Origin of the sequence: Micromonospora sp. NPDC047134 (assembly GCF_040643455.1) — a bacterium.
Taxonomy (GTDB): domain Bacteria; phylum Actinomycetota; class Actinomycetes; order Mycobacteriales; family Micromonosporaceae; genus Micromonospora.
Genome location: NZ_JBEYUI010000002.1, coordinates 161717 through 186563 on the forward strand (window position 1 = coordinate 161717; position 24847 = coordinate 186563).

Sequence of the window (24847 nt, forward strand, 5' to 3'; positions counted from 1 at the left end):
GTGCCGGGATGACGCCCGAACCCCCTGAGTTGGACGGGATGGAAACATTAACCCCATGAGAGCCCGGGTACTGGTGGTCGACGACGATCCTGCGCTCGCCGAGATGCTTGGCATCGTGCTGCGTAGCGAGGGATTCATGCCTTCCTTCGTGGCGGACGGGGAGCGCGCTCTGGCCGCATTCCGCGACAATCGTCCCGATATCGTGCTGCTGGACCTGATGCTGCCCGGCATGAGCGGCATCGACGTGGCGCGGGCGATTCGCGCCGAGTCCGGCGTACCGATCGTGATGCTGACCGCCAAGAGCGACACCGTGGATGTGGTGCTCGGCCTGGAGTCGGGCGCGGACGACTACGTGGTCAAGCCGTTCAAGCCCAAGGAACTGGTGGCCCGGATGCGGGCCCGGTTGCGCCGGGGCGAGGACGCGGCACCGGAACTGCTCACCATCGGTCCCCCCGGCAACCAGATCGCCATCGACGTGCCGGCGCACACCGTCAGCCGCAACGGCGAGGAGGTGAAGCTGACCCCGCTGGAGTTCGACCTGCTGGTGGCGCTGGCCCGCAAACCGCGTCAGGTCTTCACCCGGGAGGTCCTGCTGGAGCAGGTCTGGGGCTACCGGCACGCGGCCGACACCCGGCTGGTCAACGTGCACGTGCAGCGCCTACGGGCCAAGATCGAGCCGGATCCGGAGCGACCGGAAATCATCCTCACCGTGCGGGGCGTGGGCTACAAGGCGGGTACGGGATAGCCTGGTCGCACTGTGACCACCTCCCCGACTCCGGACCCAGACGCCACGTCCCGCCGTTCTGGCGCGGGGCGGGAGGTGTGGCGTCGGCTCAGCGGTCGGGCCGCCCGCGTGTTCGCCGGCCTGCACCACACCTGGCGTCGCTCCCTGCAGGTGCGGGTGGTCACCATCACCCTCGTGGTCTCCAGCCTGCTGGTGGGCGGCTTCGCCTACCTGATCGCCGGCAACATCACCAGCATCCTGCTGGACAACGCCAAGACCGACGTGCGGCTGCGGCTGACCAGCGGAGCGGAGTACGCGGCCAAGCAGTTCAGCCTCTACAGCCAGCCGCAGGAGGCCCAACTCCAGGAGACCATCGACGGCACGGTCAACTACCTGGCCGGGGGTGACCCCCAGCAGACCAGCGGGGTGGTCGTGGCGCTGACCGCGGACAGTGTCGGCGGCATGATCCTGCCGCGCAGCTCACCCGCGGTGGATTTCCGGCCGTTGATCAGCCCTGAGCTGCGGACGGCGGTGGCCGGGGGCAATGTGGCCAACCAGATCCAGACTGGTCGGCTGACCGGCGATCGGAACACCAAGTACCTGGTGTACGGCTCGCCGGTGCCCACCCGTTTCGGCCAGGTGGAGCTCTACTACTTCGTACCGTTGACCTTGCAGGACGCCACCGCCAGCCAGGCGCGGGCCACCGTGGTGGCCACCGGGGTGGCCCTGGTGCTGCTGCTCGGACTGCTGGCCGCGCTGGTGACCCGGCTGGTGGTGACACCGGTACGGGTCGCGGCCCGCACCGCCCAGCGGCTCTCCGCCGGGCTGCTCGACCAGCGGATGGCCGTCAACGGCGAGGACGATCTGGCCCTGCTGGCGGCCTCCTTCAATCAGATGGCCACCAACCTGCAACGGCAGATCCTGCGGTTGGAGGAGATGTCGCGGTTGCAGCGCCGGTTCACCTCGGACGTCTCACACGAGCTGCGTACTCCGCTGACCACGGTACGGATGGCAGCCGATCTGATCTTCGCCGAGCGGGAGGGGTTCGAGCCCTCCGTGGCCCGCAGCGCGGAGTTGTTGCAGGCCGAGTTGGACCGGTTCGAGGAACTGCTGACCGACCTGCTGGAGATCAGCCGGTTCGACGCGGGCTTCGCCGTCCTGGACGCCGAGCCGACCGACCTGGTGCCGGTGGTGCACCGGGTGGTGGACCGCCTCTCCGGCCTGGCCGAACGGGTCGGTGTGGAGATCGAGCTGGACCTGCCGGCGACCCCGGTGATCGCCGAGATCGACCCCCGCCGGGTAGAGCGGGTGCTGCGCAACCTGGTCGGCAACGCGGTCGAACACGGCGAGGGCAGGCCGGTGCACATCACCCTGGGCATGGACGAGACCGCGGTGGCGGTGACCGTCCGGGATCACGGTGTCGGGCTCAAGCCCGGCGAGGAGAAGTTGGTCTTCAACCGGTTCTGGCGGGCCGATCCCTCCCGGGCCCGGCAGACCGGCGGCACCGGGCTGGGGTTGTCGATCAGCCTGGAGGACGCGCGGCTGCACGGCGGCTGGCTGGAGGCGTGGGGGGCACCCGGGCAGGGTGCCCAGTTCCGGCTGACCCTGCCGGCGCGGGCCGGTGACCGGCTGATCACCTCGCCGCTGCGGCTGGTGCCGGCGGACGCCGCCCTGCCGTTCGGTGCCTCGCCTGCGGAGGACCTGCTGGCCATCGGTCCCGGACCGGACGGGGCCCTGACGGTCGGGCCGGCGACTCCGCCGGCCGCCGAGCAGCGCGCGGAGGTGGGGTCGTGAAGCGGCGGGTGCTCAGCGGTGCGCTCGGGGTGGTGCTGGTGCTCACCGGTTGTGGCATTCCGGACCGCTCCGAGGTGCAGACCGAGCAGCGTGGGCCGGCGGCAGAGGCCAGTTGGTCGCTGGGGCGGGGCAGCGAACCGCCGCTCCGGGAGGCCAGCGGAAGCGACGCCGAGGCCTTCGTCCGCAACTTCCTGGCCGCAGCGGCCGGCGAGCCGGACCGGGCCTACGAGCGGGTCAAGCAGTACATCGCGGCCTCCGAACGGGGTGGCCTTCAGGTCAAGCAGGGCAGCGAGGTGGCCCTGTCGGTGGTACGCCTCATCGACGACCCGGTGATCGAGCCGGACGTCGACAGCATGAAGGTCACCATCAGCGTGCAGCAGGTCGGCCTGCTGCGGGCCAACGGCATGCTCGTCCCACCCCTGGCCACCGAGACGACCTACGAGTTCCGCCTGATCAACGCCGGTCCGGCGGGTCAGGACGACGCCGGCTTCTACGTCAGCGAGCCACCGAACATCCTGCTGCTCAGCGACGAGGCCCTGCGCCTGTACTACCAGACCGAATCCATCTACTTCTGGAACTCCGAGCGGACCCGTCTGGTGCCCGACCAGCGGTACCTCTCCTCGGCGGTGCCCGCCGAGCGGCGGGTCAGTGAGGTGGTCCGCTGGTTGACCGCAGGCCCCTCGGACTGGCTGCGGGTCGGCGTCTCCGGGCTGCCCGACCGCACCGAGATGATCAACAATGCCACCGGCTCTGACGGCCGGTGGGAGGTCAATCTCGACATGCCCGGCGCCGACGACGTCCGGTTGGAGCAGTTCGCCACCCAACTGGCCTGGTCGCTGCTGGAGCTGGACGGCATCCTGGAGATCAAGATCCTGAACCAGTCCCGCAAGCTCGTCGACCTGGGCGAGCAGCGCACGGCGAACCAGCTCTACCAGTTGGAGGACAACGGCCGACGCTTCTGCGTGTACGAAGGCGCGGTCCACGCCCTGGCCGTGGCCAACGAGCCGATCGGCCGGGTGCCGGTGGTGGCCGAGGCGAACCGCGGGGTGTTCTCCGCGGGGCTGCGTCGGGCCGGCGACGACGTGCTGGCCGCCCTGGTGGTCGGTGCATCCGGGGGCCGGCAGCGGCTCAGTGTCGGCCGGGGCCGCGAGGTGGTGGAGAGCTTCACGGCCGGCCCCACCCACACCGCGATCGGTCGGCCGGTCTGGTTGCGCACCGACAGCGATCAGCCGGCCGGTCTGGTGGTCGCCGACGGCGAGCTGCACCGCTTCGACGACCGGGCGGTGATGCGCCCGGTGCAGCTCGGCCTGCCGGGTCGGGTCGAGGCGGTGGCCGCCGCCCTGGACGGGCACCGGATCGCCCTGATCGTCGGCGGCGCCCTGTACGTGGCCGCCATCAGTTGGGAGGGCGGGGTGCCCACCATCGGGCCGGCCCGACGCCTGACCACCTCCCTGACCCGGCTGACCGCGGTCGACTGGTGGGCCGAAGGCCGGCTGCTGGTGGCCGGGGCCGCCGGTCGGCCGGCGATCTACGACGTCAGTGTCGACGGGGCCCTGGAGACCCGGCTGCGGGACGACGCCGGTGCCGAGGTCACCCACCTGGCCGCCCACCCCGCCACCCCGACCTCCCCGCTGGCCGCCAGCTTCATGTACGAGGCCAACGGGGTGACCTACCGCAACAACCCGTTCGAGCGGATCGTGCGGGAACAGGTCCAGGAGGTCACCGCCCCGCCGACCGGGGTCCGTCCGGGCAATCCCACCGCACCGGTCTTCCTCTACTGAGCCGGCAGTGCTGGGCGGGCTGTGGGCGGATCTGGCCGATCTGGCCCTGCCCACGGAGTGCGCCGGCTGTCGGCAGCGTAGCTCCCGGCTGCGGCAGGGGGTCTGTCCGGAATGTGTGACCGTGTTGCGGGCCCTGCGTCCCGGGGCGGTCCGACCGGTTCCGGCCCCGCTGGGGCTGCCGCCCTGTCACGCCCTGGGCAGCTACGCCGGGCCGTTGCGGGAGACTCTGCTCGCGTACAAGGATCATGGCCGGCACGGTCTGGCCCGGCCCCTGGGAGCGTTGCTGGCCGAGGTCGTGGCCGCCGCGGTCGGATCGGTGCGCCCCCTGGTGCTGGTGCCGGTGCCGGACACCCCGGCGGCGGCCCGGGCCCGCTACGGCGACCATCTGGGGCGGCTGGCCCGGCACTGCGCCCGCAGGCTGGGCGCGGCGGGTTGGCCGGTACGGGTGCAGCGGCCGGTGCAGGCGAGGTCCCGGCCCGATTCGGTCACCCTGGACAGCGCCGGCCGGGCGGCCACCGCCCTGGGGGCCTTCCGGGTCCGGCCGGGTGTCGGCCCGACCCCGCCCGGGGTGACCGTGGTGCTGCTCGACGACATCATCACCACCGGGTCCACCCTCGCCGCGATCAGTCAATTGCTGCGCGTACCAGGAATGTCGCCCTCGGTGGCGGCGGTTCTTGCGGCTACCGAAAAAAGGCACAAGCGGTAACCGATTGTGTTTCCGTTCACCCCTTCGTGTGTGATCTCTGCAAAATTCCGGCCCGGGTCGGCGGCTGGGGATGACGAGGGAGCAAATAAGAGTTAGCGTTTGCATGTCGAGGGTAGGAGATCATTAGCCCACCCCGGCGGTGAGAGGAGGCGTAGCCGTATTGACCGGTCGACGCCGAGCGGGACCCCTCCCCGGACGTGCGACCGGAGTTCTCGGAGCAAAGACCGTCCGAACGAGGGAGGTCACGTGGACATCGTGGTCAAGGGCCGTAACGTCGAAGTGCCGGATCATTACCGGGTGCACGTAGCCGAAAAACTGGCGAAGATCGAACGTTACGACCACAAACTTATCCGGGCCGAGGTGGAGCTTTTCCACGAGCGCAATCCGCGCCAGGCCGACCACTGCCAGCGAGTGGAAATCACCTGCTTCTCCCGGGGCCCGGTGATCCGGGCCGAGGCCTGCACGAGCGACTTCTACAGCGCGCTGGACACGGCCATCGCCAAGCTCGACGCCCGCCTGCGCCGCGCCGCTGACCGGCGTCGCGTACACCGGGGCCGCCCGCCGGTATCGGTCGCCGCCGCCACCGCCGGCCTGCCGGTCGCCGACATGTTCTCCGCCGCCCTGAGCGCACCGGGGGCCACCGCGGTCGCCGAACGCGCCGAGGAGGACGAGTACGACGACCAGCCGTGGCACATCGCCCGGGAGAAGGTGCACCCGGCCCAGCCGATGACCGTCGACGAAGCGCTGTTCCAGATGGAACTCGTCGGCCACGACTTCTACCTGTTCCAGGACAAGGAATCCGGTCGCCCCAGTGTCGTCTACCGACGGCACGCCTACGACTACGGCATCATCTCGCTCGACATCTGACCGAGGTCGGCGCGGGTCGGGGCAGCGCCCCGGCCCGCGCCGCGCTCAGGCGCTCAGTCCACCAGTTCGCCGGGGAGCAGCCCGTACACGGTCGAGTCCCGCCGGTCGCCCTCCACGCCGGGTAGCAGGGAGCGCAACAGCCCCTCGTACTGGAAGCCGGCCCGTTCCAGCACCCGCCGGGAGGCCAGGTTCTCCGGCAGGGTGCCGGCCCACACCCGGGCCAGGCCGACCTGCGCGAAACCCCACCGGGCCAGCAGCCGCACCGCCCGGGTGGCGTAGCCGCGCCCCCGCCACTGCGGGAACAGGCTGTAGCCCAGCATCCCCTGCCCGGCGCGCTGGTCGTGCAGCAGCATGCAGGACCCGGCCACCGTCCCGGAGGCCGCGTCGAGGATGGTCATCGCCGCGACCGTGCCGACCAGCCACTGGTGGGCCGCGCCGAGACCACGCCCGGCGATCTCTTCCCGGGTGGGCGGGCCCGGTGGCACCCGGGAGGACACCACCCCCGGGCTGGTGTTCAGGCGGTACATCTCGTCGGTGTCCTCGGGCTCCAACCGCCGGAGCACGATCACCCCGTCGGTGAGTCGCCCCTCGGGCAGGTCGGGCAGCGGGCGGGGGTACGGCCCGGGCGGATCGTCGGCCAGCCGCGCCCAGACCGCCAGGTCGGGCCGGCTGCCACCGGGGGCCAGGCCGCCACGTCGGCGTACCCCCTCGGGTCGGAAACCGGCCGCCACCGCGACCCGCTGGCTGGCCACGTTCTCCAGCCTGGTGAGCAGTTCCAGCCGGTCGATGCCGTCGGCGAAGGCGTGTTCGGCCAACGCCCGGGTGGCCGCCGTGGCCACCCCGCGACCCCGTGCCCCCGGCCGCACCCAGTAGCCGATCTCGGCCTGCCGCCGCTGGGGCAGCGGGTTACTCAGCCCCACCGAGCCGAGCAGCCGGTCGGTGGCCGGATCGGCGACGGCGTACGCGGCACCACCCGAGGCGGCCAGCGCCGGGGCACCCTCGGTGATCCAGCGCCGGGCGTCGGCCTCGGTGTACGGGCGGGGCAGCCCGTCCAGGAAACGTTGGGTCACCGGGTCGGCGCAGCCGGCTACGACATCGGCCAGGTCGTCCAGACGGTACGGCCGCAGCCATACCCCGTGGGCCTCGATGGACTCGGCGGTCATGCCGTCACCCGGCCCGGTCGACCGTTGCCGCGTGCCGCACCGCCGGCTGTGGCCAGATCCTCGGCCAGCAGAGCACCGATCCACGCGTCGGCCCGGGTGCCACGGTGGTTCAGCAGACCCCGGGCGGTGCCCTCCATGGTGAAGCCGGCCCGCTCGGCGACCCGGCGGGAGGCCAGGTTGCCGACGTTCGCCCGCCATTCGATGCGGGCCAGCCCGAGGGTGGCGAAACCCCAGGTGGCCAGCGCGGCCAGCGCCGCCGTCTGGTAACCCCGGCCCCGGGCATGTGGCGCGGTCATGAAGCCGACGTCGGCCAGCAGGGGATCGGTGGGGGACAGCCGCAGGTCGATCGAGCCGGCGTAGTGATCCTGTTCGTCGGCGATCACATAGTAGGCCGCGGTGCCGCCCGCCCAGCAGTCCTGGCAGTGGATCAGGAAGGACTCGGCCGCCGACCGGTCGTAGGGATCCGGGACGGTGGTCCACCGCAGGGTCTCCGGGTCCTGGCAGGTGATCACCAATGCCGCCAGGTCACGTTCCTCCATCGGACGGAGCCGCAGCTCGCGCCGTGGGGTGCTGGCGAAGATCGTGGGCTGGGGGCGACCGAAGACGGTGGCCCGGCGGGCCTCCAGGGTGCCCGGGCCGGCCGGACCGATCTCGTCGGGGGCCGGTACCTCGCCGGGCAGCAGCGAGCCGAACCACTCGTAGCTGCCGCGTGCCGGGTCGGCCGCGCGCAGCCGCCCCTCGATCCGGAAACCGCTGCGCAGGGCGACCAGCCGGGCGGGGTAGTTGCCGGCGAGGGAGGTCCAGAGCAGCCGGCGCAGGTTCAGCTCCGTGAAGGACCATCGGGCCAGGGCCCGTACGGCGCGGACGGCCACGCCCTGACCGCGCGCCCACGGGGCGGTCCAGTAGCCGATCTCGCTGAGTTGGTGGTCCTGATCGATTCTCTGCAGGTCGCAGGCGCCCAGGAGTCGACCGGTGGCGGGGTCACAGACCGCGAAGGCGGCTGCCGTGCCCTCCGCCCACTGGCGCGAGCGGCCCGCTATGAACCGTTGCGCGTCCTGCGGCCGGTAGGGTCGGGGGACGTCGATCCAGCGCTGGATCTCCGGATCCTGGCAGGCGTGATACAGGTCGTCGGCGTCGGTAGGCCGCCACGGCCGGAGGGCCAGTCCGGCCTCGGTGATCTCCACGGGGTCCATCTGACCCATCGTGCCGGATCGTTCGCCCACGGCGTAACGGGTAAACCGGGCGCGTAGCCTGGAGCGTCGCGCGTTATGTCGGTTTCGCGATGGCCGAGGGTCGCCACCAGTGACCATTGGCCCGATGAAACGCCTACGATGGTTCGAGACTGTCTAGGGGAGCGTTGATCCGTGTCGATTCTGGAAAAGGTCCTTCGCGCGGGCGAAGGGCGCATGGTGCGCCGGCTGAAGGCGATCGCCGCTGCCGTCAACTCGATCGAGGACGACTACGTCAACCTCACCGACGAAGAGCTGAGCGGCATGACCGAGCAGTTCAGGGAGCGGCTCGCCGAAGGCGAGACCCTGGACGACCTGTTGCCCGAGGCGTTCGCGGTCTGCCGGGAGGCGGCGGCGCGGGTGCTCGGCCAGCGGCCGTACGACGTCCAGGTGATGGGCGGCGCGGCGCTGCACTTCGGCAACATCGCCGAGATGAAGACCGGTGAGGGTAAGACCCTGACCTCGGTCATGCCGGTCTACCTCAACGCGCTGTCCGGCAAGGGCGTGCACGTGGTCACGGTCAACGACTACCTGGCCCAGCGTGACGCGGCCTGGATGGGTCGGGTGCACCAGTTCCTCGGCCTGACCGTCGGTGTGGTGCTGCCCAACCGCCCGGCCGCCGAGCACCGCGCGGCGTACGAGTGTGACATCACCTACGGCACCAACAACGAGTTCGGCTTCGACTACCTGCGCGACAACATGGCCTGGTCGAAGGAGGAGCTGGTCCAGCGGGGCCACAACTTCGCCGTGGTCGACGAGGTCGACTCCATCCTGATCGACGAGGCCCGGACCCCGCTGATCATCTCCGGCCCGGCCGAGCACTCCGCCCGCTGGTACGGCGAGTTCGCCGCCGTGGTGGCCCGGCTCCAGGCCGGCAAGGACGGCGAGGGCGACTACGAGGTCGACTACGCCAAGCGCACCATCGCGGTCACCGAGCGCGGTGTGGCCAAGGTCGAGGACCGGCTCGGCATCGACAACCTGTACGAGTCGGTGAACACTCCGCTGGTCGGCTACCTGAACAACGCCATCAAGGCCAAGGAGCTGTACAAGCGCGACAAGGACTACATCGTCAGCGACGGTGAGGTCCTGATCGTCGACGAGTTCACCGGCCGCATCCTGCACGGTCGCCGCTACAACGAGGGCATGCACCAGGCGATCGAGGCCAAGGAGGGGGTGGAGATCAAGCAGGAGAACCAGACCCTGGCCACCATCACCCTCCAGAACTACTTCCGCCTCTACGACAAGCTCTCCGGCATGACCGGTACGGCCCAGACCGAGGCGGGGGAGTTCAACAAGGTCTACAAGGTCGGTGTGGTGACCATCCCGACCCACCGGCCGATGGTCCGGCAGGACCGGGCCGACGTCATCTACAAGACCGAGAAGGCCAAGTTCAACGCGGTCATCGAGGACATCGCCGAGCGTCACCAGGCCGGGCAGCCCGTGCTGGTCGGCACGGTCTCGGTGGAGAACTCCGAGATCCTCTCCCAGCTGCTGCGCCGCCGGGGCATCCCGCACTCCGTGCTGAACGCCAAGTTCCACGCCCGGGAGGCGGAGATCGTCGCCCAGGCCGGTCGCAAGGGCGCGGTCACGGTGGCCACCAACATGGCCGGTCGAGGCACGGACATTCTGCTCGGCGGCAACGCCGAGTTCCTCGCCGCCAGCGAGCTGCGCCAGCGTGGTCTGGACCCGGTGGAGAACGCCGAGGAGTACGACAAGGCGATGGAGGAGGTCCTGCCGAAGTGGAAGCAGGCCTGCGAAGCGGAGGCCGATGAGGTCGCCGCCGCCGGTGGGCTCTACGTGCTGGGCACGGAGCGGCACGAGTCCCGACGCATCGACAACCAGCTGCGTGGTCGGTCCGGCCGGCAGGGTGACCCGGGTGAGTCGCGCTTCTACCTGTCGCTTCAGGACGAGTTGATGAAGCGGTTCCGCTCCGGCGCGGTCGAGGCGGTCATGGAGCGCTTCAACATCCCGGAGGACGTGCCCATCGAGTCGAAGATGGTCACCCGCCAGATCAAGAGCGCCCAGGCCCAGATCGAGGGGCAGAACGCCGAGATCCGCAAGAACGTCCTCAAGTACGACGAGGTCATGAACAAGCAGCGCCAGGTGATCTACGCCGAGCGGCTGCGGGTGCTCAACGGAGAGGACCTCTCCGAGCAGGTCCGCAACATGATCGACGACGTGATCGAGGCGTACGTTCAGGGCGCCACCTCGGAGAACTACGCCGAGGAATGGGATCTCGAGCAGCTCTGGACCAGCCTCAAGCAGCTCTACCCGGTGGGCATCACCATCGAGGAGATGGAGGAGGAGGCCGGCGGCTCCCGGGCCGGCATCGACGCCGACTTCCTGGTCTCCCGACTGCGGGCGGACGCGCACGCCGCGTACGACCGTCGGGAGGAGCAGCTAGGCGCCGAGGGCACCCGGCAGTTGGAGCGGATGGTGCTGCTCCAGGTCATCGACCGCAAGTGGCGTGAGCACCTCTACGAGATGGACTACCTCCAGGAGGGCATCACCCTGCGGGCGTACGCCCAGCGGGACCCGGTGGTGGAGTACCAGCGCGAGGGCTTCGCGATGTTCGCCACCATGATGGACGGCATCAAGGAGGAGACGGTCGGCTTCCTCTTCAACCTCGAGGTGCAGGTCAACGAGCCCGAGGCTGAGGCCGAGGAAGTTCAGCTGCTGGACAAGCCGGTGGAGATCCGCGCCAAGGGTCTGGCTCGCGCCCCGCAGCAGCAGGGCCTGCAGTACTCCGCCCCGACCATCGACGGTGAGGCCGGTGCCGGTGGGGTGGCCGTGCAGCGCGACGACCAGCGGGCCCCGGCCCTGGGCATCGGTGGCCCGGTGCCCGGCGCACCGGCGGCTCCCGGGCAGACCGCCCCGGCGGCTCCCCAGCGTCAGGCCGGCGGCCTGCGGGGTGCCGGGGTGGCCTCCAGCACGGCTCGGCAGACGGCGGCCAACGGGCAGGCCTCGGCCGGCAACGGCCCCTCCCGCAACGCGCCGTGCCCCTGCGGCTCCGGCCGCAAGTACAAGCGCTGCCACGGTGCCCCCGGCGGCTCCGCCGACTGAGAGGCACTGAACGAAGCCCCGGCAACCGCGTCAGCGGTGGCCGGGGCTTCGGCGTGCAGGCCCCCGGTGGTCAGAGGATCCGCAGGTCGGTGCAGAGCCAGGTGCCGCGGCGGTGCTCCAGCCGCAGGGCCATGGCCCAGCTGGCGTCGACGACCCCGGTGAGCACGGCGGCGGCCTCGATGGCGTTCGGACGGGGTTCGCAGACCCGCAGGCGGCGCAGTCGCAGACCGGGGCGGGGGGTGCGGCGCCGCGTCCCGACCGCCCGGGCGCTGCCGCGGGCCAGTTCGGGCAGCAGGTGGGCGCAGCGCGCGGGATCGAGCTGACGGCGCAACTGCACCGGGGGACGGAAGCCGTTGAACACCTCGATGCAGCTGGCCACGAAGCGGTGGGCCACCCGGGTGGCTCCCGGAGTGGCGGTGGTCAGGGCCCCCGGCGGTAGTTGCCGGACCGGATCGCGGCCGGGCCGGGCCGGGGTCGGGCGGACGGTGACCCGCTGGTGGGGTGGGCGTGCCGGGCCGCTGCCAGGGGACCAGTGCGGGGCGGAGAAGAGGTCCAGGGCCAGTTGACCGTCAGCGGGTCCGGGCCATTCGCTGCCCTCGTCGACGAAGGGTGGGTCGTACGCGGGGGCCGGCCGCAGCCGCACCGGGGGTCGGCTGGGCCCAGGTCGCCGGGGATCGATCATCGCCTGCCCTCTACCTCTCAGCGCCAAAAACCCTACGTTTGCCTTCGTTTGCTTTCGATGGGCCTCATTCTTGAGCAAGGCAGAGCCCTCGGTCAATGGCTGGAGGGTGATGTGGTTACTCCGGGTCGCGCTCGGCCAGCGGATTGCCACGCACCCACTCGGCGGTCTCCGCGTACTTCTGCTGGATGTACTCCTCCAGCCGGGAGCGCTCGACCCGCCACTGGCCCCGGCCGCCGATCTTGATCGCGGGCAGCTCGCCGCTGCGCACCATGTGGTAGACCTGCGAGTCCGACACGTTCAGCTCGGCGGCCACGTCGGACAGGAGCAGGAACCTGGGCTCCACGAGAACTCCCCGGGTTGGTGTCGTTTGCTTTAGTTTGCCATCGAGGACTGACTTCGAGGCGACCTCTGAGCATGCCATCGGAGATGCCGACTCCGACACACCGGGCCCCGCCGAGCTTCCACCGGGCGGGTCCGGGGTGTATGACGTTCAGGGCGTACGGGTGATCGTGCGCCCTTCGCGGCGGAGTCGCCGACCGGAGCAGAGCGGGAGACCAACGGTGACTGACGAGCTTGTCCGGGTGTACCTGCCGGCGACCGTACCGATGCTGACCATGCTTCCCGAGCACGGCCTGGCCGTGTCGCAGGCGCACGCCGTGACCCCGATGCTGCGCGAGTGGTACGCCGAGGGCGACGAGGAGGAGTTGGAGTACGTGGCCTTCACCCGCGCCGCCCAGGACGCCCTGCAACTGCTCCGCCACGATCCCGCCGCCCCGCGTCGGCGGGTGGTGGTCTCGGCGGACCTGCCCGCCTCGGCGATCGGCCGTGGCGAGGGTGAACTGGGTTCCAGCGTGGTGGAACTGCACGGGGCGGTGCCGGTCAAGGCCGTGGCGGCCCTGCATGTGGACGGTGCCGACGCCGTACCGGATGTCGCCGCCGCGGTGCAGGTGGTGGAGGAGGCCCTGGCCGGCGATCCGGACGCCCAGTTCACGGTCGACGGGGCCGAGGACCACGAGCTTGAGTGGTACGACCCCAGCGAGTTGGATCTCCTGCTGCGCGACGCCACCGACCAGGGGTGACCCTCAGCGCACCGCGTCGGCCTCGGCGGGGTCGGTCTCCGGGGTCGGGCTCAGGGTGCGGCCGAAGACGATCATGGCGGTGAGGGCACCCACGAACAGCACCCAGATCCCGTTGTCGACCCGGGAGGTGCCCATGGAGGTCTGGGCCACCGCGTCCGCCTCGCTCAGGGCGGCGGCCAGGTCGATCAGGGAACGCCCACCGACCCGGATGATCACCTCGGCGACCAGCAGCAGCAGGCCGGGGCCGGCCCCGGCGATCAGGTACACCGGCCAGCGCAGGGCGGTGACGGGGGTGTCGCGGCGGGCGGCACGCCGTCGGGCCCAGGTCAGATAGCCGAAGGCCAGGAACCCGGCGAGCAGACCGGCGAGCAGCGACTCCGTACGCGAGACCCAGGTGGCGGCGGTGATCACCGACTGCTGGCTGTCTCCCGCACCGAACAGGTCGAACAGCGGAGCCCGGGCGACACTGAACCCCACGACGAAGACCAGGGTGCCCAGAGCGGCGGAGGCGACGGCACCGACCACCGCGCCGTTGCGGGCACCGGCCAGCGCGCCGCCGATGACCGCCGCGGCGGCGGTCGTACCGGCGATCGTGCGGGTGGTGGTGTTGTCGGCGTAGCTGAGGCTGATGGCCAGGGCAGCGGCGAGCCCGACCAGCAGGCCGGCGCCGACCGCCACCGCGAAGCGCAGGGTGGCCCGATCGCCCCGGCGGGTGACCGGCTCGCCAGCTGCCAGGCCCACCGCGGCACCTGCCACCAGGGCAGCCGAGATCACCCCGGGCAGGGCGAAGGCGGACAGGCTGATCGCGGTGACCCCGGCGGTGGCCGAGCTGATCGCCTCCCGGGTGGACCAGAGCATCGCGGCCAGCCAGCCGGCCGCCAACAGGGCCAGCACCAGGGTGCCCGGCGCGGAGGGCGGCGATCCGGCGGAGTCGTCGGCGGGAAGGGCCTGCTCCTCGGCCGCCGTGGGGTCGGTGGCCTGCGGTCGTTCGGGCTGCGCGGCGGTCGGCCCACCGGGCTGCTTGCTCATGGTCTCCCCTTCGCCGCCGGACCCGGCGACCTGGCCCGGGCACCTCACCGGCAATCCAGCGTACGCGGCCCGGTGGGGGAGGGAACCGACCCCTGCGAATCGCAGAGATGATCTAGCTTCCTTCGGTCTGCCCGGCCCTGTGGGTACGAATCACTGTCAAATCGTCTCAACAGCCTCCAGATCTATGGTGGGGTGCTGGCCGGGGGAGGATCCGGGACAGCTGGGCGTGGAAAGATGGAATCCAGGTCCCGCCAACCCTGGGACCGGCTTCGCCACCGTCGTCGAGATCGCCAGGAGCCCTGATGGACGCCGTGTTCTCCGTACCCGAGCCGCACAACGAGCCGGTGCGCACCTACGAGCCGGGCAGTGCCGAAACCGAACGGCTCCGCCGGCGCCTCACCGAGCTGGCCGCCGAGCAGATCGAGCTGCCGATGACCATCGCGGGCGAACAGCGGATGGCCGGCGGCGAGTCGATCCAGGTGGTGCAGCCGCACCGGCACGCCCACGTACTGGGGGTCACCGGGCACGCCACCCACGACGACGCCCAGGCCGCGGTCAAGGCCGCCAAGGACGCGGCACCGGGATGGCGGGCGCTGCCCTTCGAGGAGCGGGCCGCGGTCTTCCTGCGCGCCGCCGAACTCCTCGCCGGCCCCTGGCGCGACACCCTGAACGCGGCCACCATGCTCGGCCAGTCGAAGACCGTTCAGCAGGCGGAGATCGACGCGGCCTGCGAGTTCATCGACTTCCTGCGGTTCAACGTGCACTTCGCCCGCAGGCTGCTCGCCGAGCAGCCGATCTCCTCCCCCGGGGTGTGGAACCGGTTCGACCACCGCCCCCTGGAGGGCTTCGTCTACGCGATCACCCCGTTCAACTTCACCGCCATCGCGGGCAACCTGCCCGCGGCCCCGGCCCTGATGGGCAACACCGTGGTCTGGAAGCCGGGCCCGACCCAGCAGTTCTCGGCGCACTTCACCATGCGGCTGTTCGAGGCGGCCGGCCTGCCCCCGGGAGTGATCAACATGGTCACCGGGCGGGGCGAGGAGGTCTCCGAGGTGGTCCTGGCCGACCCCGACCTGGCCGGCATCCACTTCACCGGCTCCACCCGGGTCTTCCAGCACCTGTGGCGCACGGTGGGCGAGAACATCGCCCGCTACCGGGGCTATCCCCGGCTGGTCGGGGAGACCGGCGGCAAGGACTTCGTGGTGGCGCACTCCAGCGCCGATGTCGACGCCCTGCACACCGCCCTGATCCGGGGGGCCTTCGAATACCAGGGGCAGAAGTGCTCCGCGGCCTCCCGGGCGTACATCCCCCGGTCGATCTGGGAGGGGGGCCTGCGGGACCGGCTGGCCGCCACCGCGGACAGCCTGACCTACGGCGACGTGACCGACTTCCGCAACTTCGGCGGGGCGGTCATCGATGACAAGGCCTTCGCCCGGCACACCGCCGCCCTGGACCTGGTCTCGAACGACGACAGTTGCCGGGTCATCGCCGGGGGCACCGCGGACGACTCGGTCGGCTGGTTCGTCCGTCCGACGATCTTCGAATGCGACGATCCGGCCCACGAGACCTTCACCACGGAGTACTTCGGGCCGATCCTCGGCGTGCACGTCTTCGACGACAGCCGCTTCGACGAGGTGATCACCCAGGCCGAGTCGATCGCGCCGTACGCCCTGACCGGGTCGATCTTCGCCACCGACCGCCGGGTGGTCGACGCGGTGGCCGAGAAGATGCGGTACGCGGCCGGCAACTTCTACATCAACGACAAGCCGACCGGCGCGGTGGTCGGGCAGCAGCCCTTCGGTGGTTCCCGGGCCAGCGGCACCAACGACAAGGCCGGCTCCTGGCACAACCTGCTCCGGTGGACCTCCCCCCGGACCATCAAGGAGACCTTCGTACCCCCCACCGACCACACCTACCCCCACATGCACTGAGGTGTAAGGAAGGGCCCCTTCTTAACGCCTGGTGCATAGGAAGGGGTCCTTTTTAACACCGCCGCTGCCGGAATGGGGCTCATGGTGGGGTCCGCGCCCGGGCCACCGGTGGACCGTCGCGCACCGACAGTGCACATAGGAAACCCCATTGGGTGGCGAAACGGTGAAATCCTGGACGGCGGCCCGGCAAAGTGGCAGCGTGAAGGGCATGGCGGATTCCGGAGTCAACCCCACGGCGGCGGCCCTGCTCGGGCTGCTCCACGAGGGCCCCATGACAGGTGGCCAGTTGATGGCCGCCGCCGAGCGCCGACTGGCGCCGTACTGGTCGATGACCCGCAGTCAGGTTTACCGCGAGTTGCCGGTGTTGGCCGAGAAAGGCCTGGTCCGGCTGGGTAAACCCGGGCCGCGGATGAGCCAACCGTACGCGATCACGGCAGCGGGAAAGCGGACCTTCTCCCGATGGTTGGCCGAGGACCCGGGGCGGGACACCATCCGCAACCCGATCGCCCTGCGGATCGCCTTCGGGCAGCTGCACTCCGCGACCCAGCTGAAAAGCCTCCAGGTCGCGGCGAACGAATACCACACCGAAGCCCTGGCCCGGGTACGCGAGCAGGTCAAGAACGCGCGCAAGGAAGGCGACATGTACGACGCCAGCGCGCTGGAGTTCGCCGTGGCGTACCACAAGGCCGCCCTCTCCTGGCTCAAGAGCGCACCCGTCGGCAGCTGATCAGTTCCTGTTTTGGCTCGGAGTGCGGGGCTCGCAAGCTCACTCCTCCTCCGAGCAGTACCCTTGTCTGTCGTGACAGCTGCCGATTACGCCGACCAGCTCAAGGATCTCGACGCCACCCTGCGCAACATCGAGGCGGTGCTCGACCTGGACCGCCTGCGGGCGGACAAGGCGCGCCTGGAAGAGCAGGCCTCCGCCCCGGATCTGTGGGACGACCAGGCCCGGGCCCAACAGGTGACCTCGCAGCTGTCGTACGTCAACGGCGAGATCGACAAGCTGGGTAGCCTGCGCGCCCGGCTCGACGACGCCAATGTGCTGCTGGAACTGGCCGAGGCGGAGGCCGACTCGGGAGTGCTCTCCGAGGTCGAGTCCGAGGTCGCCGGGCTGACCAAGGCCATCCAGGAGATGGAGGTCCGCACCCTGCTCTCCGGCGAGTACGACTCCCGGGAGGCCCTGGTGGCCATCCGGGCCGGCGCCGGTGGGGTGGACGCGGCGGACTTCGCGGAGATGCTGCTGCGGATGTACCTGCGCTGGGCGGAGCGGCACGGCTACCCGACCGAGGTCTACGAGACCTCGTACGCCGAGGAGGCGGGCCTCAAGTCGGCCACCTTCACGGTGAAGGTGCCCTACGCCTACGGCACGCTGAGCGTGGAGTCCGGCACCCACCGGCTGGTCCGGATCAGCCCCTTCGACAACCAGGGCCGTCGGCAGACCAGCTTCGCCGGGGTCGAGGTGCTGCCGGTGGTGGAGCAGACCGACCACATCGACATCCCCGAGAACGAGATGCGGATCGACGTCTACCGTTCGTCCGGGCCGGGTGGGCAGAGCGTCAACACCACCGACTCGGCGGTCCGGATCACCCACATCCCCACTGGCATCGTGGTGACCTGCCAGAACGAGAAGTCGCAGCTGCAGAACAAGGCCTCCGCGCTGCGGGTGCTGCAGGCCCGGCTGTTGGAGCGCAAGCGCCAGGAGGAGCAGGCCAAGATGGCCGGCCTGAAGACCGACGCGGCGGGCTCCTGGGGCGACCAGATGCGCTCGTACGTGCTGCACCCGTATCAGATGGTGAAGGATCTGCGTACCGAGCAGGAGACCGGTAACCCCAGTGCGGTCTTCGACGGTGAGCTCGATTCCTTCATCGAGGCCGGTATCCGCTGGCGCAAGCAGCAGCAACTCGCCGGCGACGCTGCGTGACCGATCGTGGGCGGAGTGCGTCATCGATCTCCACATGACGTGCGGGATCAATGACTCACCCCGCAATCGCGGGGCGTAGGACTTGGCACGACAGTTACACGGCGTAGACTCACCACCCGTGATTCAGCTTGAGCAAGTGACGAAGACGTACCCGAAGGCGTCGCGGCCTTCGCTCGACAACGTGTCCGTGTCGATCGACAAGGGCGAGTTCGTCTTCTTCATCGGCCCATCCGGCTCCGGCAAGTCCACGATCATCAAGATGCTGCTGCACGAGGTGACCCCCAACAAGGGTCGCGTCGTCGTCAACGGCAAGGACGTCACCTCGATGCGGTCCTGGAAGCGCCCGCACTTCCGCCGCTCGATCGGCTGCGTCTTCCAGGACTTCCGGCTGCTGCCCAACCGCACCGCGTACGAGAACGTGGCTTTCGCGCTCGAGGTGATCGGCAAGACCAAGGCGGTGGCCCGCCGGGTCGTGCCGGAGGTGTTGGAGCTGGTCGGGCTCGGTGGCAAGGAGCACCGCTACCCGCACGAGCTCTCCGGTGGTGAGCAGCAGCGTGTGGCGGTGGCCCGGGCGTTCGTGAACCGTCCCCTGATCCTGTTGGCCGACGAGCCGACCGGAAACCTGGACCCGGACACCTCCATCGAAATCATGCGACTGCTGGACCGGATCAACCGCACCGGCACGACCGTCGTGATGGTCACGCACGACTCCAACATCGTGAACCAGATGCGCCGCCGGGTCATCGAGATCGAGAGCGGCCGCATCGTCCGCGACCAGGCCCGCGGCGTCTACGGGTGACCTGGCGAACCCAGCGCACCCCGATCTGACGACGAACACCTCACGCCGGAGAGCCGGAGGAATATCCCGATGCGGATGAAATACGTCCTGTCCGAGGTACTGGTCGGACTGTGGCGCAACGTGACGATGACCATCGCGATGATCATCACGTTGGGCGTCTCGCTGACCATGCTCGGCGCCAGCGGCCTGATCTACACCAAGGTCGCTGACATGAAGGACCTGTACTTCGAGAACATCCAGGTGTCGATCTTCCTCAAGACCGACATCTCCGAGGAGGAACGCACCTCACTGGGTTCCCGGCTGGAGGCCGACCCGCTGATCTCGCAGGTCACCTACGTCAACAAGGACGAGGCGTACCAGCGCTTCCAGGAGATGTTCCGGGACTCGCCGGACCTGCTCAGCGCGGTCAAGGCGGACCAGTTGCCCGAGTCGTACCGGCTGAACCTGGTGGACCCGGAGCAGTACAAGTCGATCTCGGAGCAGTACTCCTCGGCCGCCGGGGTCGATCAGGTGGTCGACCAGAGTCAGGTGCTCGACAAGATCTTCAACCTGTTCACCGCCGGACAGAACGTCGCACTGGCCGCCGCCATCGCGATGGCGGTGGCAGCGTTGCTGCTGGTGGCCAACACGATCCAGGTGGCCGCGTACAGCAAGCGGCGCGAGGTGGCCGTCATGAAGCTGGTCGGCGCCTCGAACTGGTTCATCCAGGCACCATTCGTCCTGGAAGCCGTGGTCGCCGGCCTGATCGGCTCGCTGCTCGGCCTCGGGGCCCTGGTGGCGTTGAAGAAGTTCCTCTTCGACGACGCCCTGAGCGCCCTGCAAGGGCTGTTCGCCCCGGTCAGTTGGAGCGAGGTGCTGCTGACCTTCCCAGTGATGGCCGGCGTCGGTGGTCTGATCAGCGCGATCACCGCCTGGGTCACCCTCCGCTTCTACCTGCGGGTCTAGTTTTCGGTACGACCTTCGCGAGGGCCCTTCGGAGCGGGAACAAACCGCGCGGAAGGGCCCTTGTCATTCGGGTAGCATGATCTCCGCTCTCCGGCCGCCAGGCCGCCGAGGGCAGTGGGCTAGGGGAAAGGAGGTGGCGCGGCGATGCCACGGGAGAAGGGGCGCAAGGTCGTCGCCTCCAACAAGAAGGCCCGTCATGACTACGCCATCCTCGACACGTACGAGGCAGGCATGGCGTTGACCGGCACCGAGGTGAAGTCACTGCGGGCCGGGCGGGCCTCGTTGGTCGACGCCTTCGCCCAGGAACGCGACGGCGAGCTGTATCTGCACGGCATGCACATCCCGGAGTACACCCAGGGCACCTGGACCAACCATGAGCCCCGGCGTACCCGCAAGCTGCTGCTCAAGCGGTTGGAGATCGACCGGCTGATCGGCAAGGCCCGGGAGGGCGGGCTGACCCTGGTGCCGTTGCAGGTCTACTTCTCCGACGGCTGGGCCAAGGTGGAGATCGGCCTGGCCAAGGGCAAGAAGGCGTACGACAAGCGCCAGGACCTGGCCAAGCGGGACGCGGACCGGGAGATCCAACGGGCGGTCGGCCGACGCGGCAAAGGCATGAGTGAGTAGTTTGTCCGGTTCATTCATCCCTGGTGTCGGCGACCTGACCTCGGGATGAATCCGGTTGCGGCAGGCGTTACGCTTGTCAGAGCCGCCGGAAGATGGCGGCCCGTCGAGGGGGTGACTGGTTTCGACTTCGTACGTTGCGGCAGGGGAAGCGAGCCGAGGAAGCCGACGTCGTCTCGAGAATCGTTCGTCGGAAAACAATAAGCGCCAAGAGCAATCGCGCTGACTTCGCTCTCGCCGCCTGAGGCGAGTAGTGAGTCTGTCGGCCTGGGAGTGCCTTCGACCCAGTTAGCCGGCATCAGCTAGAAGGCTGGCCAACCGGACCCGGTCGCGGGGTCCGTGCGGCGAGATTAATCAGCGACTGGGCCCGTCACACCGACTCGCTCGCGTGATCGGAGGGGCCGAGTAGAGGCACAGCGAGCTGCGCTCGGAGAAGCCCTGACAAGGCGGCGAAGGACCCGGGTTCGATTCCCGGCACCTCCACCACCTGAACTGCGCGCCCCGGCCATCCGGCCGGGGCGCGCAGTCGTGTCTCCCCGGAAGGAATCGATCTTGTCAGGGAACCTGGTGCCGGGTAGGCCCGTCAGAGCAGGTATGCGTCGTCTCGCCGCCCGGTTGGGCCTGCCCCTGATGATCGTCGTAGCCGGTTGTGCACCGGCAGGCACCGGCCCGACCGGTCCCCTCCCCTCCGACCAGGACCAGGACCAGGACCAGGACCCCTTCGACCGGCGGGCCACCGCGGTGGCCGAGGGGTGGCGCCCCGGGCCCGGCTGGAGCACCGGCTACATCCCCCTTCAGGACCCCACCCTGCTGATCGGCGAGGCTGACTTCACCCCCGCCACCCAGACGGCGTTCCAGGCCGGCTGGTACCGCAAGCCGGCCGATCTGCCGGCCCGGCAGCCCGACTCGGGCACCATCCGCTTCCCGGACGGGGAACTGCGGGTACCGCTGGTCGACGCCGACGAAGCCTTCCGGACCCTCACCAACGGCGTCGAGCCGCCCTCCTGCCCGGGGGCGAAGAAGCCCGAGGTTCCGCCGCCGCCCGCCCCTGGTGGCGACCCGGACGGCACGGTCAGCAGCCGCCCCCAGGGCGAGTGTGTAGCACTCACCATCAGCAAGGTCGAACTGGGGACCGCGCCGCTGCACACCAACCGTGGCGAGGCACAGGTGCCGGCCTGGCTGTTCACCGTGGAGGAGATCGGCGCCGTGGTGGCCACCACCGCGGTCGCGCCGCAGGCGGTCGGTAGGGTGCCCGACCCGGTCGTCCCCTCCGACTCCGCTCCGGAGGGGCTGGTGGCCGCGCAGAACATCATCGAGGTCGACGGGACGAGGCTGGCCTTCCGGCTGGGGGTCGGCAGCTGCGACTCCGAGATCACCCCGCTGGTGCAGGAACGGGAGGACCTCGTGGTGGTGGGCGGCTCGGTGGTGCGTTCCACGGACGTCTGCGACGCCATGCTGAAGCTGGAGGAGGTCGAGGTGACCTTGAAGGAGCCGCTGGGCACCCGACCCGTCCTGGACGCCCTCACCGGCGCGCCGCTACGGGTCGGCGGCAACTGACCCCTCAGAGCAGCGGGGGGATGTCCGTCCGGATGGGTACCGGCAGCACGGTCGGGCCCTCCGCGCGCAGGGCGAGGTCGAGGGCCTCACCCAGGTGCTCGGGGGTCTCGACCACTGTGGTGGCGCAGCCGTAGCCACGGGCCACCGCGCTGATGTCGATGCCGGGAAGATCCAGCCCGGGTACCCCGGGGGTGTGTTTCAGCTCGGCGAAGGACTTGAGGATGGCGTACTGCTGGTTGACCGGGACGATCACGACCAGCGGCAGCCGCAGCTGGGCGGCGGTCCACAGGGCCTGCACGGAGTAGTGGAAGGCACCGTCCCCGATCACCGCAACCACCGGTCGGTGCATGCCGGTGTGGCGTTGAGCCAGGGCTATGCCGACCGCCGCCGGCAGGCCGTACCCTAGGCCCCCGCTGGCCATCGTGAAGTACGAGCCGGGTCGGCGCAGCCGCAGGCGCCGGCGCAGCGCGGAGAGGTTCGACGGGGACTCCTGCACCAGCACCCCGTCCTCGGGCCAGTGCCGGGCCAAGGCGGCGAAGAGGGCGTCCGCACTGAGCGGAAGGGAGTCCTCGACCGAGGGTGGGTCGGGTCGGGGAGCCGGTGGGGGCCGGTCCACCGGCGGCAGCAGTTCCACCAGGGCGGCGAGGGTGAGCCCGGCGTCGCCGAGCAGGCTGTCACCGACCGGGGCCCGGGCGGCCTCCTCCGGATCGTCCGTGACGTGCAACAGGCGGGCCCCCTGGGGCACGGTGGCCCCGGGAATGTGCGGGTAGTACCGGAACACCGGGGCGCCGACCACCAGCACGGTGTCGTGCCCCTCCAGCCGCTCGGCCAGTGGCCCGGCGGCGTAGGGCAGCACCCCCTGGAAGTACGGGTGGTCCTCGGGGAAGGCGGTGCGTTCGGGCGCGGGTGCCGACCAGACCGGCGCGACCAGCCGCTCGGCCAGGGCAGTAGCCGCCTCCCAGGCCCCGGCGCGGTCCACGGCCGCACCGAGCACCACCACCGGTGACCGGGCCTCCGTCAGCGCGGCGGCGAACTGCCGCAGCCGCTGCGGGTCGGGCGCGAACCGGGTAGCCACCGTCCGCGCCTCCGGCAGGGGGTCGGCGGGCTGCGCCCAGTCGTCCAGGGGCAGGGAGAGGAAGACCGGCCCGGCCGGTGGCTGGACGGCAGTGGCGTACGCCCGCATCAACGAGGCCGGTACGTCCTGGGCGCGGACCGGTTCGTGGGCCCATTTGACGTACGGCTGGGGCAGCTCGGTGGGACGGCGGGCGGTGAGGCGCGGTTCGAGCAGCAGCATCTGCCGGGTCTGCTGCCCGGCGGTGACGATCAGGGGGGTCCGGTTGTGCCAGGCGGTGACGATGTTGCCCATGGCGTTGCCGGTGCCCGGGGCGGTGTGCAGATTGACATGTGCGGGGCCCCCGGTCACCTGGGCGTACCCGTCGGCCATGCCGATCGCCGAGGCCTCGTGCAGCGCGTGCACGTACTGGAAGTCATCGGGGAAGGCCTGCAGGAAGGGCTCCTCGGTCGACCCGGGGTTGCCGAAGACGGTCGTCATGCCCAGTGCGCGGAGCAGCTCGTAGGTGGTGTCGCGGACCGTTGCCATCGCTCCTGAATCTAGCCCGATCGCTCCGGCCGGCAGGGGCATTCGGGATTGCCGGGAGCCCTTCGGTCGGGGCTGGCGCAGCGGGCAGAGCCGGCCCCGATGTCGATCACTCGGCGATCAGACCGTCGCCACGGCCGGGGTCGCAAGCTATCGTGCCAGACATGGCTACGACAGCGCGGATGGCACCGGTGGGGCCTGTCGTTGGTGTGCCGGACCGGCCCTGCCCGCCGCGACGAGGCTGACGGGTACGCGTGATGCAGGGAGAGGGGCAGGCGATCGGCGGGCGGGCCATGGAGTCGATGATCGGGAAACTGCTGGTGGCGACGCCCGCACTGAAAGATCCGAACTTCGACCGTACGGTGGTCCTGTTGGTCGCCCACGAGCCCGGCGGGGCCCTCGGGGTGGTGCTGAACCGGGCCACCGAGGTGCCGGTGGCCGACGTGCTGCGCGACTGGGGCGACCTGGCCCGGCACCCGGCGGTGTTGTTCGAGGGCGGCCCGGTGCAGCCCGAATCGGCGATCTGCCTGGCCCGGATGCATCCCCCGGTCCGCCGCCTAAAGGGCTTCCACCAGGTCTCCGGAGCCGTCGGCACCCTGGACCTGTCCGTCGATCCGGAGCGGCTGCGGGAGAACGTGCAGACCATCCGGGTCTTCGCCGGGTACGCCGGTTGGGGCGGCGGGCAACTGGAGCAGGAGATCGAGGAGGGCTCCTGGTTCGTGCTGGACGCCCTGCCCGGCGACGCCTTCGTCGAACGCCCCGACGACCTGTGGCCCATGGTGCTGCGCCGGCAGGGCGGCATGATGGCCGCGGTGGCACATTTCCCACCCGACGTGGCCCTGAACTGACCCGCCGGAGGGGGGTACCCCGCGAGATGACCATGCCGGGCGTCGTGTGTATAGTTCTTCCAGTGCCCGGGGAACCGGGCGCGAACGCAAGGGGCCGTGGCGCAGCTGGTAGCGCACCACACTGGCAGTGTGGGGGTCAGGGGTTCGAGTCCCCTCGGCTCCACCTTGTGTAGAAAATCGGCGTCGGTCTTTGATCGGCGCCGATTTTCTGATCATCATGCTTACACGATCGCCCCATACTGCTGCTCACGGACATGGTGAGGCGGTCCAGGCATTCGCTCTCCAACAGCTTCTGCCCGTCGAGTTCGTTGGTCGCGGTGCTGGCCGGGGCGCGCACGTTCGCCGCGATCAGCGACCGGGTCCGAGATCTGGACCGGTCGGCGTGGGGCCGACTCGGGTTCGCCGACCGGGCGCCCGCGGCCACGACGGTGGCGGCTGCTGATTCGTATCGACGCCGAGGTGCTGTCGCCGGTGTTGGCCCGGTGGCTGCGCGCCCGGACGGCGCCCGTGG

Annotated in this window: 21 protein-coding genes, 1 tRNA gene and 1 other RNA gene; 17 read left to right on the plus strand and 6 right to left on the minus strand. The window is 70.2% G+C overall.

What is annotated here, in order from left to right; all coding sequences use genetic code 11:
- Window positions 1-55: 55 nt before the first annotated feature.
- The 5 genes from mtrA (at window position 56) to raiA (ending at window position 5872) form a co-directional block, all read left to right on the plus strand.
- Window positions 56-745, plus strand: coding sequence for an MtrAB system response regulator MtrA (mtrA, locus tag ABZ795_RS03595; protein ID WP_013731734.1), 690 nt, complete (start codon window positions 56-58; stop codon window positions 743-745).
- A gap of 12 nt (window positions 746-757) precedes the next feature.
- Entirely contained in the window at window positions 758-2518 is a 1761-nt protein-coding gene (gene mtrB / locus ABZ795_RS03600; protein WP_357528540.1) for an MtrAB system histidine kinase MtrB, read from the plus strand.
- The gene (locus tag ABZ795_RS03605; RefSeq protein ID WP_357528542.1) at window positions 2515-4299 is read left to right on the plus strand and encodes an LpqB family beta-propeller domain-containing protein; all 1785 of its coding nucleotides are present in this window, start codon (window positions 2515-2517) and stop codon (window positions 4297-4299) included. The genes mtrB and ABZ795_RS03605 overlap by 4 nt, the downstream gene beginning before the upstream one ends.
- 7 nt (window positions 4300-4306) lie before the next feature.
- On the plus strand, window positions 4307-5005 hold the full coding sequence (locus ABZ795_RS03610) for a ComF family protein (protein ID WP_327022603.1): 699 nt from the start codon (window positions 4307-4309) through the stop codon (window positions 5003-5005).
- Window positions 5006-5251: 246 nt separating this feature from the next.
- On the plus strand, window positions 5252-5872 hold the full coding sequence (gene raiA, locus ABZ795_RS03615) for a ribosome-associated translation inhibitor RaiA (RefSeq protein ID WP_327022602.1): 621 nt from the start codon (window positions 5252-5254) through the stop codon (window positions 5870-5872).
- A gap of 53 nt (window positions 5873-5925) precedes the next feature.
- Here raiA and ABZ795_RS03620 read toward each other — a convergent pair whose 3' ends face one another.
- Both ABZ795_RS03620 and ABZ795_RS03625 read right to left on the minus strand, forming a co-directional pair.
- Window positions 5926-7035: a GNAT family N-acetyltransferase gene (locus ABZ795_RS03620; protein ID WP_357528545.1), complete on the minus strand. Its 1110-nt coding sequence runs from the start codon at window positions 7033-7035 to the stop codon at window positions 5926-5928.
- The gene (locus tag ABZ795_RS03625; RefSeq protein WP_357528547.1) at window positions 7032-8228 is read right to left on the minus strand and encodes a GNAT family N-acetyltransferase; all 1197 of its coding nucleotides are present in this window, start codon (window positions 8226-8228) and stop codon (window positions 7032-7034) included. The genes ABZ795_RS03620 and ABZ795_RS03625 overlap by 4 nt, the downstream gene beginning before the upstream one ends.
- 171 nt (window positions 8229-8399) lie before the next feature.
- On the opposite strand from ABZ795_RS03625, the gene secA reads away from it, so the two are divergent.
- Window positions 8400-11327: a preprotein translocase subunit SecA gene (gene secA, locus ABZ795_RS03630; RefSeq protein ID WP_357528549.1), complete on the plus strand. Its 2928-nt coding sequence runs from the start codon at window positions 8400-8402 to the stop codon at window positions 11325-11327.
- 70 nt (window positions 11328-11397) lie between these two features.
- On the opposite strand, the gene ABZ795_RS03635 is transcribed toward secA, so the two are convergent.
- Window positions 11398-12009 (minus strand): Rv3235 family protein, encoded by a 612-nt coding sequence (locus ABZ795_RS03635; RefSeq protein WP_327022598.1) that lies wholly within the window; start codon window positions 12007-12009, stop codon window positions 11398-11400.
- A 115-nt stretch (window positions 12010-12124) separates the two neighbouring features.
- A complete protein-coding gene (locus ABZ795_RS03640) occupies window positions 12125-12352 on the minus strand; it encodes a helix-turn-helix domain-containing protein (protein ID WP_327022597.1) in 228 nt (75 codons plus the stop codon).
- Window positions 12353-12569: 217 nt separating this feature from the next.
- Between ABZ795_RS03640 and ABZ795_RS03645 the strand changes: the two genes are divergently transcribed.
- On the plus strand, window positions 12570-13088 hold the full coding sequence (locus ABZ795_RS03645) for a hypothetical protein (RefSeq protein WP_327022596.1): 519 nt from the start codon (window positions 12570-12572) through the stop codon (window positions 13086-13088).
- A gap of 3 nt (window positions 13089-13091) precedes the next feature.
- On the opposite strand, the gene ABZ795_RS03650 is transcribed toward ABZ795_RS03645, so the two are convergent.
- Window positions 13092-14117 carry a hypothetical protein gene (locus ABZ795_RS03650; RefSeq protein WP_357528552.1) on the minus strand — a complete coding sequence of 342 codons (1026 nt, stop codon included), beginning with the start codon at window positions 14115-14117 and terminating at the stop codon, window positions 13092-13094.
- 302 nt (window positions 14118-14419) lie between these two features.
- Here ABZ795_RS03650 and pruA point away from each other — a divergent pair, with 302 nt between their 5' ends.
- The 8 genes from pruA (at window position 14420) to ABZ795_RS03690 (ending at window position 21891) form a co-directional block, all read left to right on the plus strand.
- Entirely contained in the window at window positions 14420-16048 is a 1629-nt protein-coding gene (gene pruA / locus ABZ795_RS03655) for an L-glutamate gamma-semialdehyde dehydrogenase (protein WP_357528554.1), read from the plus strand.
- A 208-nt stretch (window positions 16049-16256) separates the two neighbouring features.
- A complete protein-coding gene (locus ABZ795_RS03660) occupies window positions 16257-16775 on the plus strand; it encodes a PadR family transcriptional regulator (protein WP_327022593.1) in 519 nt (172 codons plus the stop codon).
- Between the two features lie 72 nt (window positions 16776-16847).
- A complete protein-coding gene (gene prfB / locus ABZ795_RS03665; protein WP_327022592.1) occupies window positions 16848-17969 on the plus strand; it encodes a peptide chain release factor 2 in 1122 nt (373 codons plus the stop codon).
- A 118-nt stretch (window positions 17970-18087) separates the two neighbouring features.
- Window positions 18088-18768, plus strand: coding sequence for a cell division ATP-binding protein FtsE (gene ftsE / locus ABZ795_RS03670; protein WP_013731749.1), 681 nt, complete (start codon window positions 18088-18090; stop codon window positions 18766-18768).
- 69 nt (window positions 18769-18837) lie between these two features.
- Window positions 18838-19713, plus strand: a complete 876-nt coding sequence (gene ftsX / locus ABZ795_RS03675) for a permease-like cell division protein FtsX (protein WP_327022591.1) — start codon at window positions 18838-18840, stop codon at window positions 19711-19713.
- Window positions 19714-19857: 144 nt separating this feature from the next.
- Window positions 19858-20337: an SsrA-binding protein SmpB gene (gene smpB, locus ABZ795_RS03680; RefSeq protein WP_327022590.1), complete on the plus strand. Its 480-nt coding sequence runs from the start codon at window positions 19858-19860 to the stop codon at window positions 20335-20337.
- Between the two features lie 107 nt (window positions 20338-20444).
- Window positions 20445-20820: a transfer-messenger RNA gene (gene ssrA, locus ABZ795_RS03685) on the plus strand.
- 108 nt (window positions 20821-20928) lie between these two features.
- Window positions 20929-21891, plus strand: a complete 963-nt coding sequence (locus tag ABZ795_RS03690; protein ID WP_357528558.1) for a hypothetical protein — start codon at window positions 20929-20931, stop codon at window positions 21889-21891.
- A 4-nt stretch (window positions 21892-21895) separates the two neighbouring features.
- Here the strand turns inward: ABZ795_RS03690 and mdlC are convergent, their stop codons facing one another.
- A complete protein-coding gene (mdlC, locus tag ABZ795_RS03695) occupies window positions 21896-23491 on the minus strand; it encodes a benzoylformate decarboxylase (protein WP_357528560.1) in 1596 nt (531 codons plus the stop codon).
- Window positions 23492-23745: 254 nt separating this feature from the next.
- Here mdlC and ABZ795_RS03700 point away from each other — a divergent pair, with 254 nt between their 5' ends.
- Both ABZ795_RS03700 and ABZ795_RS03705 read left to right on the plus strand, forming a co-directional pair.
- Complete coding sequence (locus ABZ795_RS03700; RefSeq protein ID WP_357529005.1) at window positions 23746-24336, plus strand: YqgE/AlgH family protein; 591 nt, start codon at window positions 23746-23748, stop codon at window positions 24334-24336.
- A 90-nt stretch (window positions 24337-24426) separates the two neighbouring features.
- Window positions 24427-24499: transfer RNA gene (locus ABZ795_RS03705), tRNA-Ala, on the plus strand.
- Window positions 24500-24847: the final 348 nt, after the last annotated feature.

Coding starts and splice junctions, on each gene's coding strand:
- mtrA (WP_013731734.1), top strand. CDS start 56: ATGAGAGCCCGGGTACTGGTGGTCGACGACGATCCTGCGCTCGCCGAG.
- ABZ795_RS03620 (WP_357528545.1), bottom strand. CDS start 7,035: ATGACCGCCGAGTCCATCGAGGCCCACGGGGTATGGCTGCGGCCGTAC.
- ABZ795_RS03625 (WP_357528547.1), bottom strand. CDS start 8,228: ATGGACCCCGTGGAGATCACCGAGGCCGGACTGGCCCTCCGGCCGTGG.
- ABZ795_RS03635 (WP_327022598.1), bottom strand. CDS start 12,009: ATGATCGATCCCCGGCGACCTGGGCCCAGCCGACCCCCGGTGCGGCTG.
- ABZ795_RS03650 (WP_357528552.1), bottom strand. CDS start 14,117: ATGAGCAAGCAGCCCGGTGGGCCGACCGCCGCGCAGCCCGAACGACCG.
- pruA (WP_357528554.1), top strand. CDS start 14,420: ATGGACGCCGTGTTCTCCGTACCCGAGCCGCACAACGAGCCGGTGCGC.
- ABZ795_RS03660 (WP_327022593.1), top strand. CDS start 16,257: ATGGCGGATTCCGGAGTCAACCCCACGGCGGCGGCCCTGCTCGGGCTG.
- ftsX (WP_327022591.1), top strand. CDS start 18,838: ATGCGGATGAAATACGTCCTGTCCGAGGTACTGGTCGGACTGTGGCGC.
- smpB (WP_327022590.1), top strand. CDS start 19,858: ATGCCACGGGAGAAGGGGCGCAAGGTCGTCGCCTCCAACAAGAAGGCC.
- ABZ795_RS03690 (WP_357528558.1), top strand. CDS start 20,929: ATGCGTCGTCTCGCCGCCCGGTTGGGCCTGCCCCTGATGATCGTCGTA.
- mdlC (WP_357528560.1), bottom strand. CDS start 23,491: ATGGCAACGGTCCGCGACACCACCTACGAGCTGCTCCGCGCACTGGGC.
- ABZ795_RS03700 (WP_357529005.1), top strand. CDS start 23,746: ATGCAGGGAGAGGGGCAGGCGATCGGCGGGCGGGCCATGGAGTCGATG.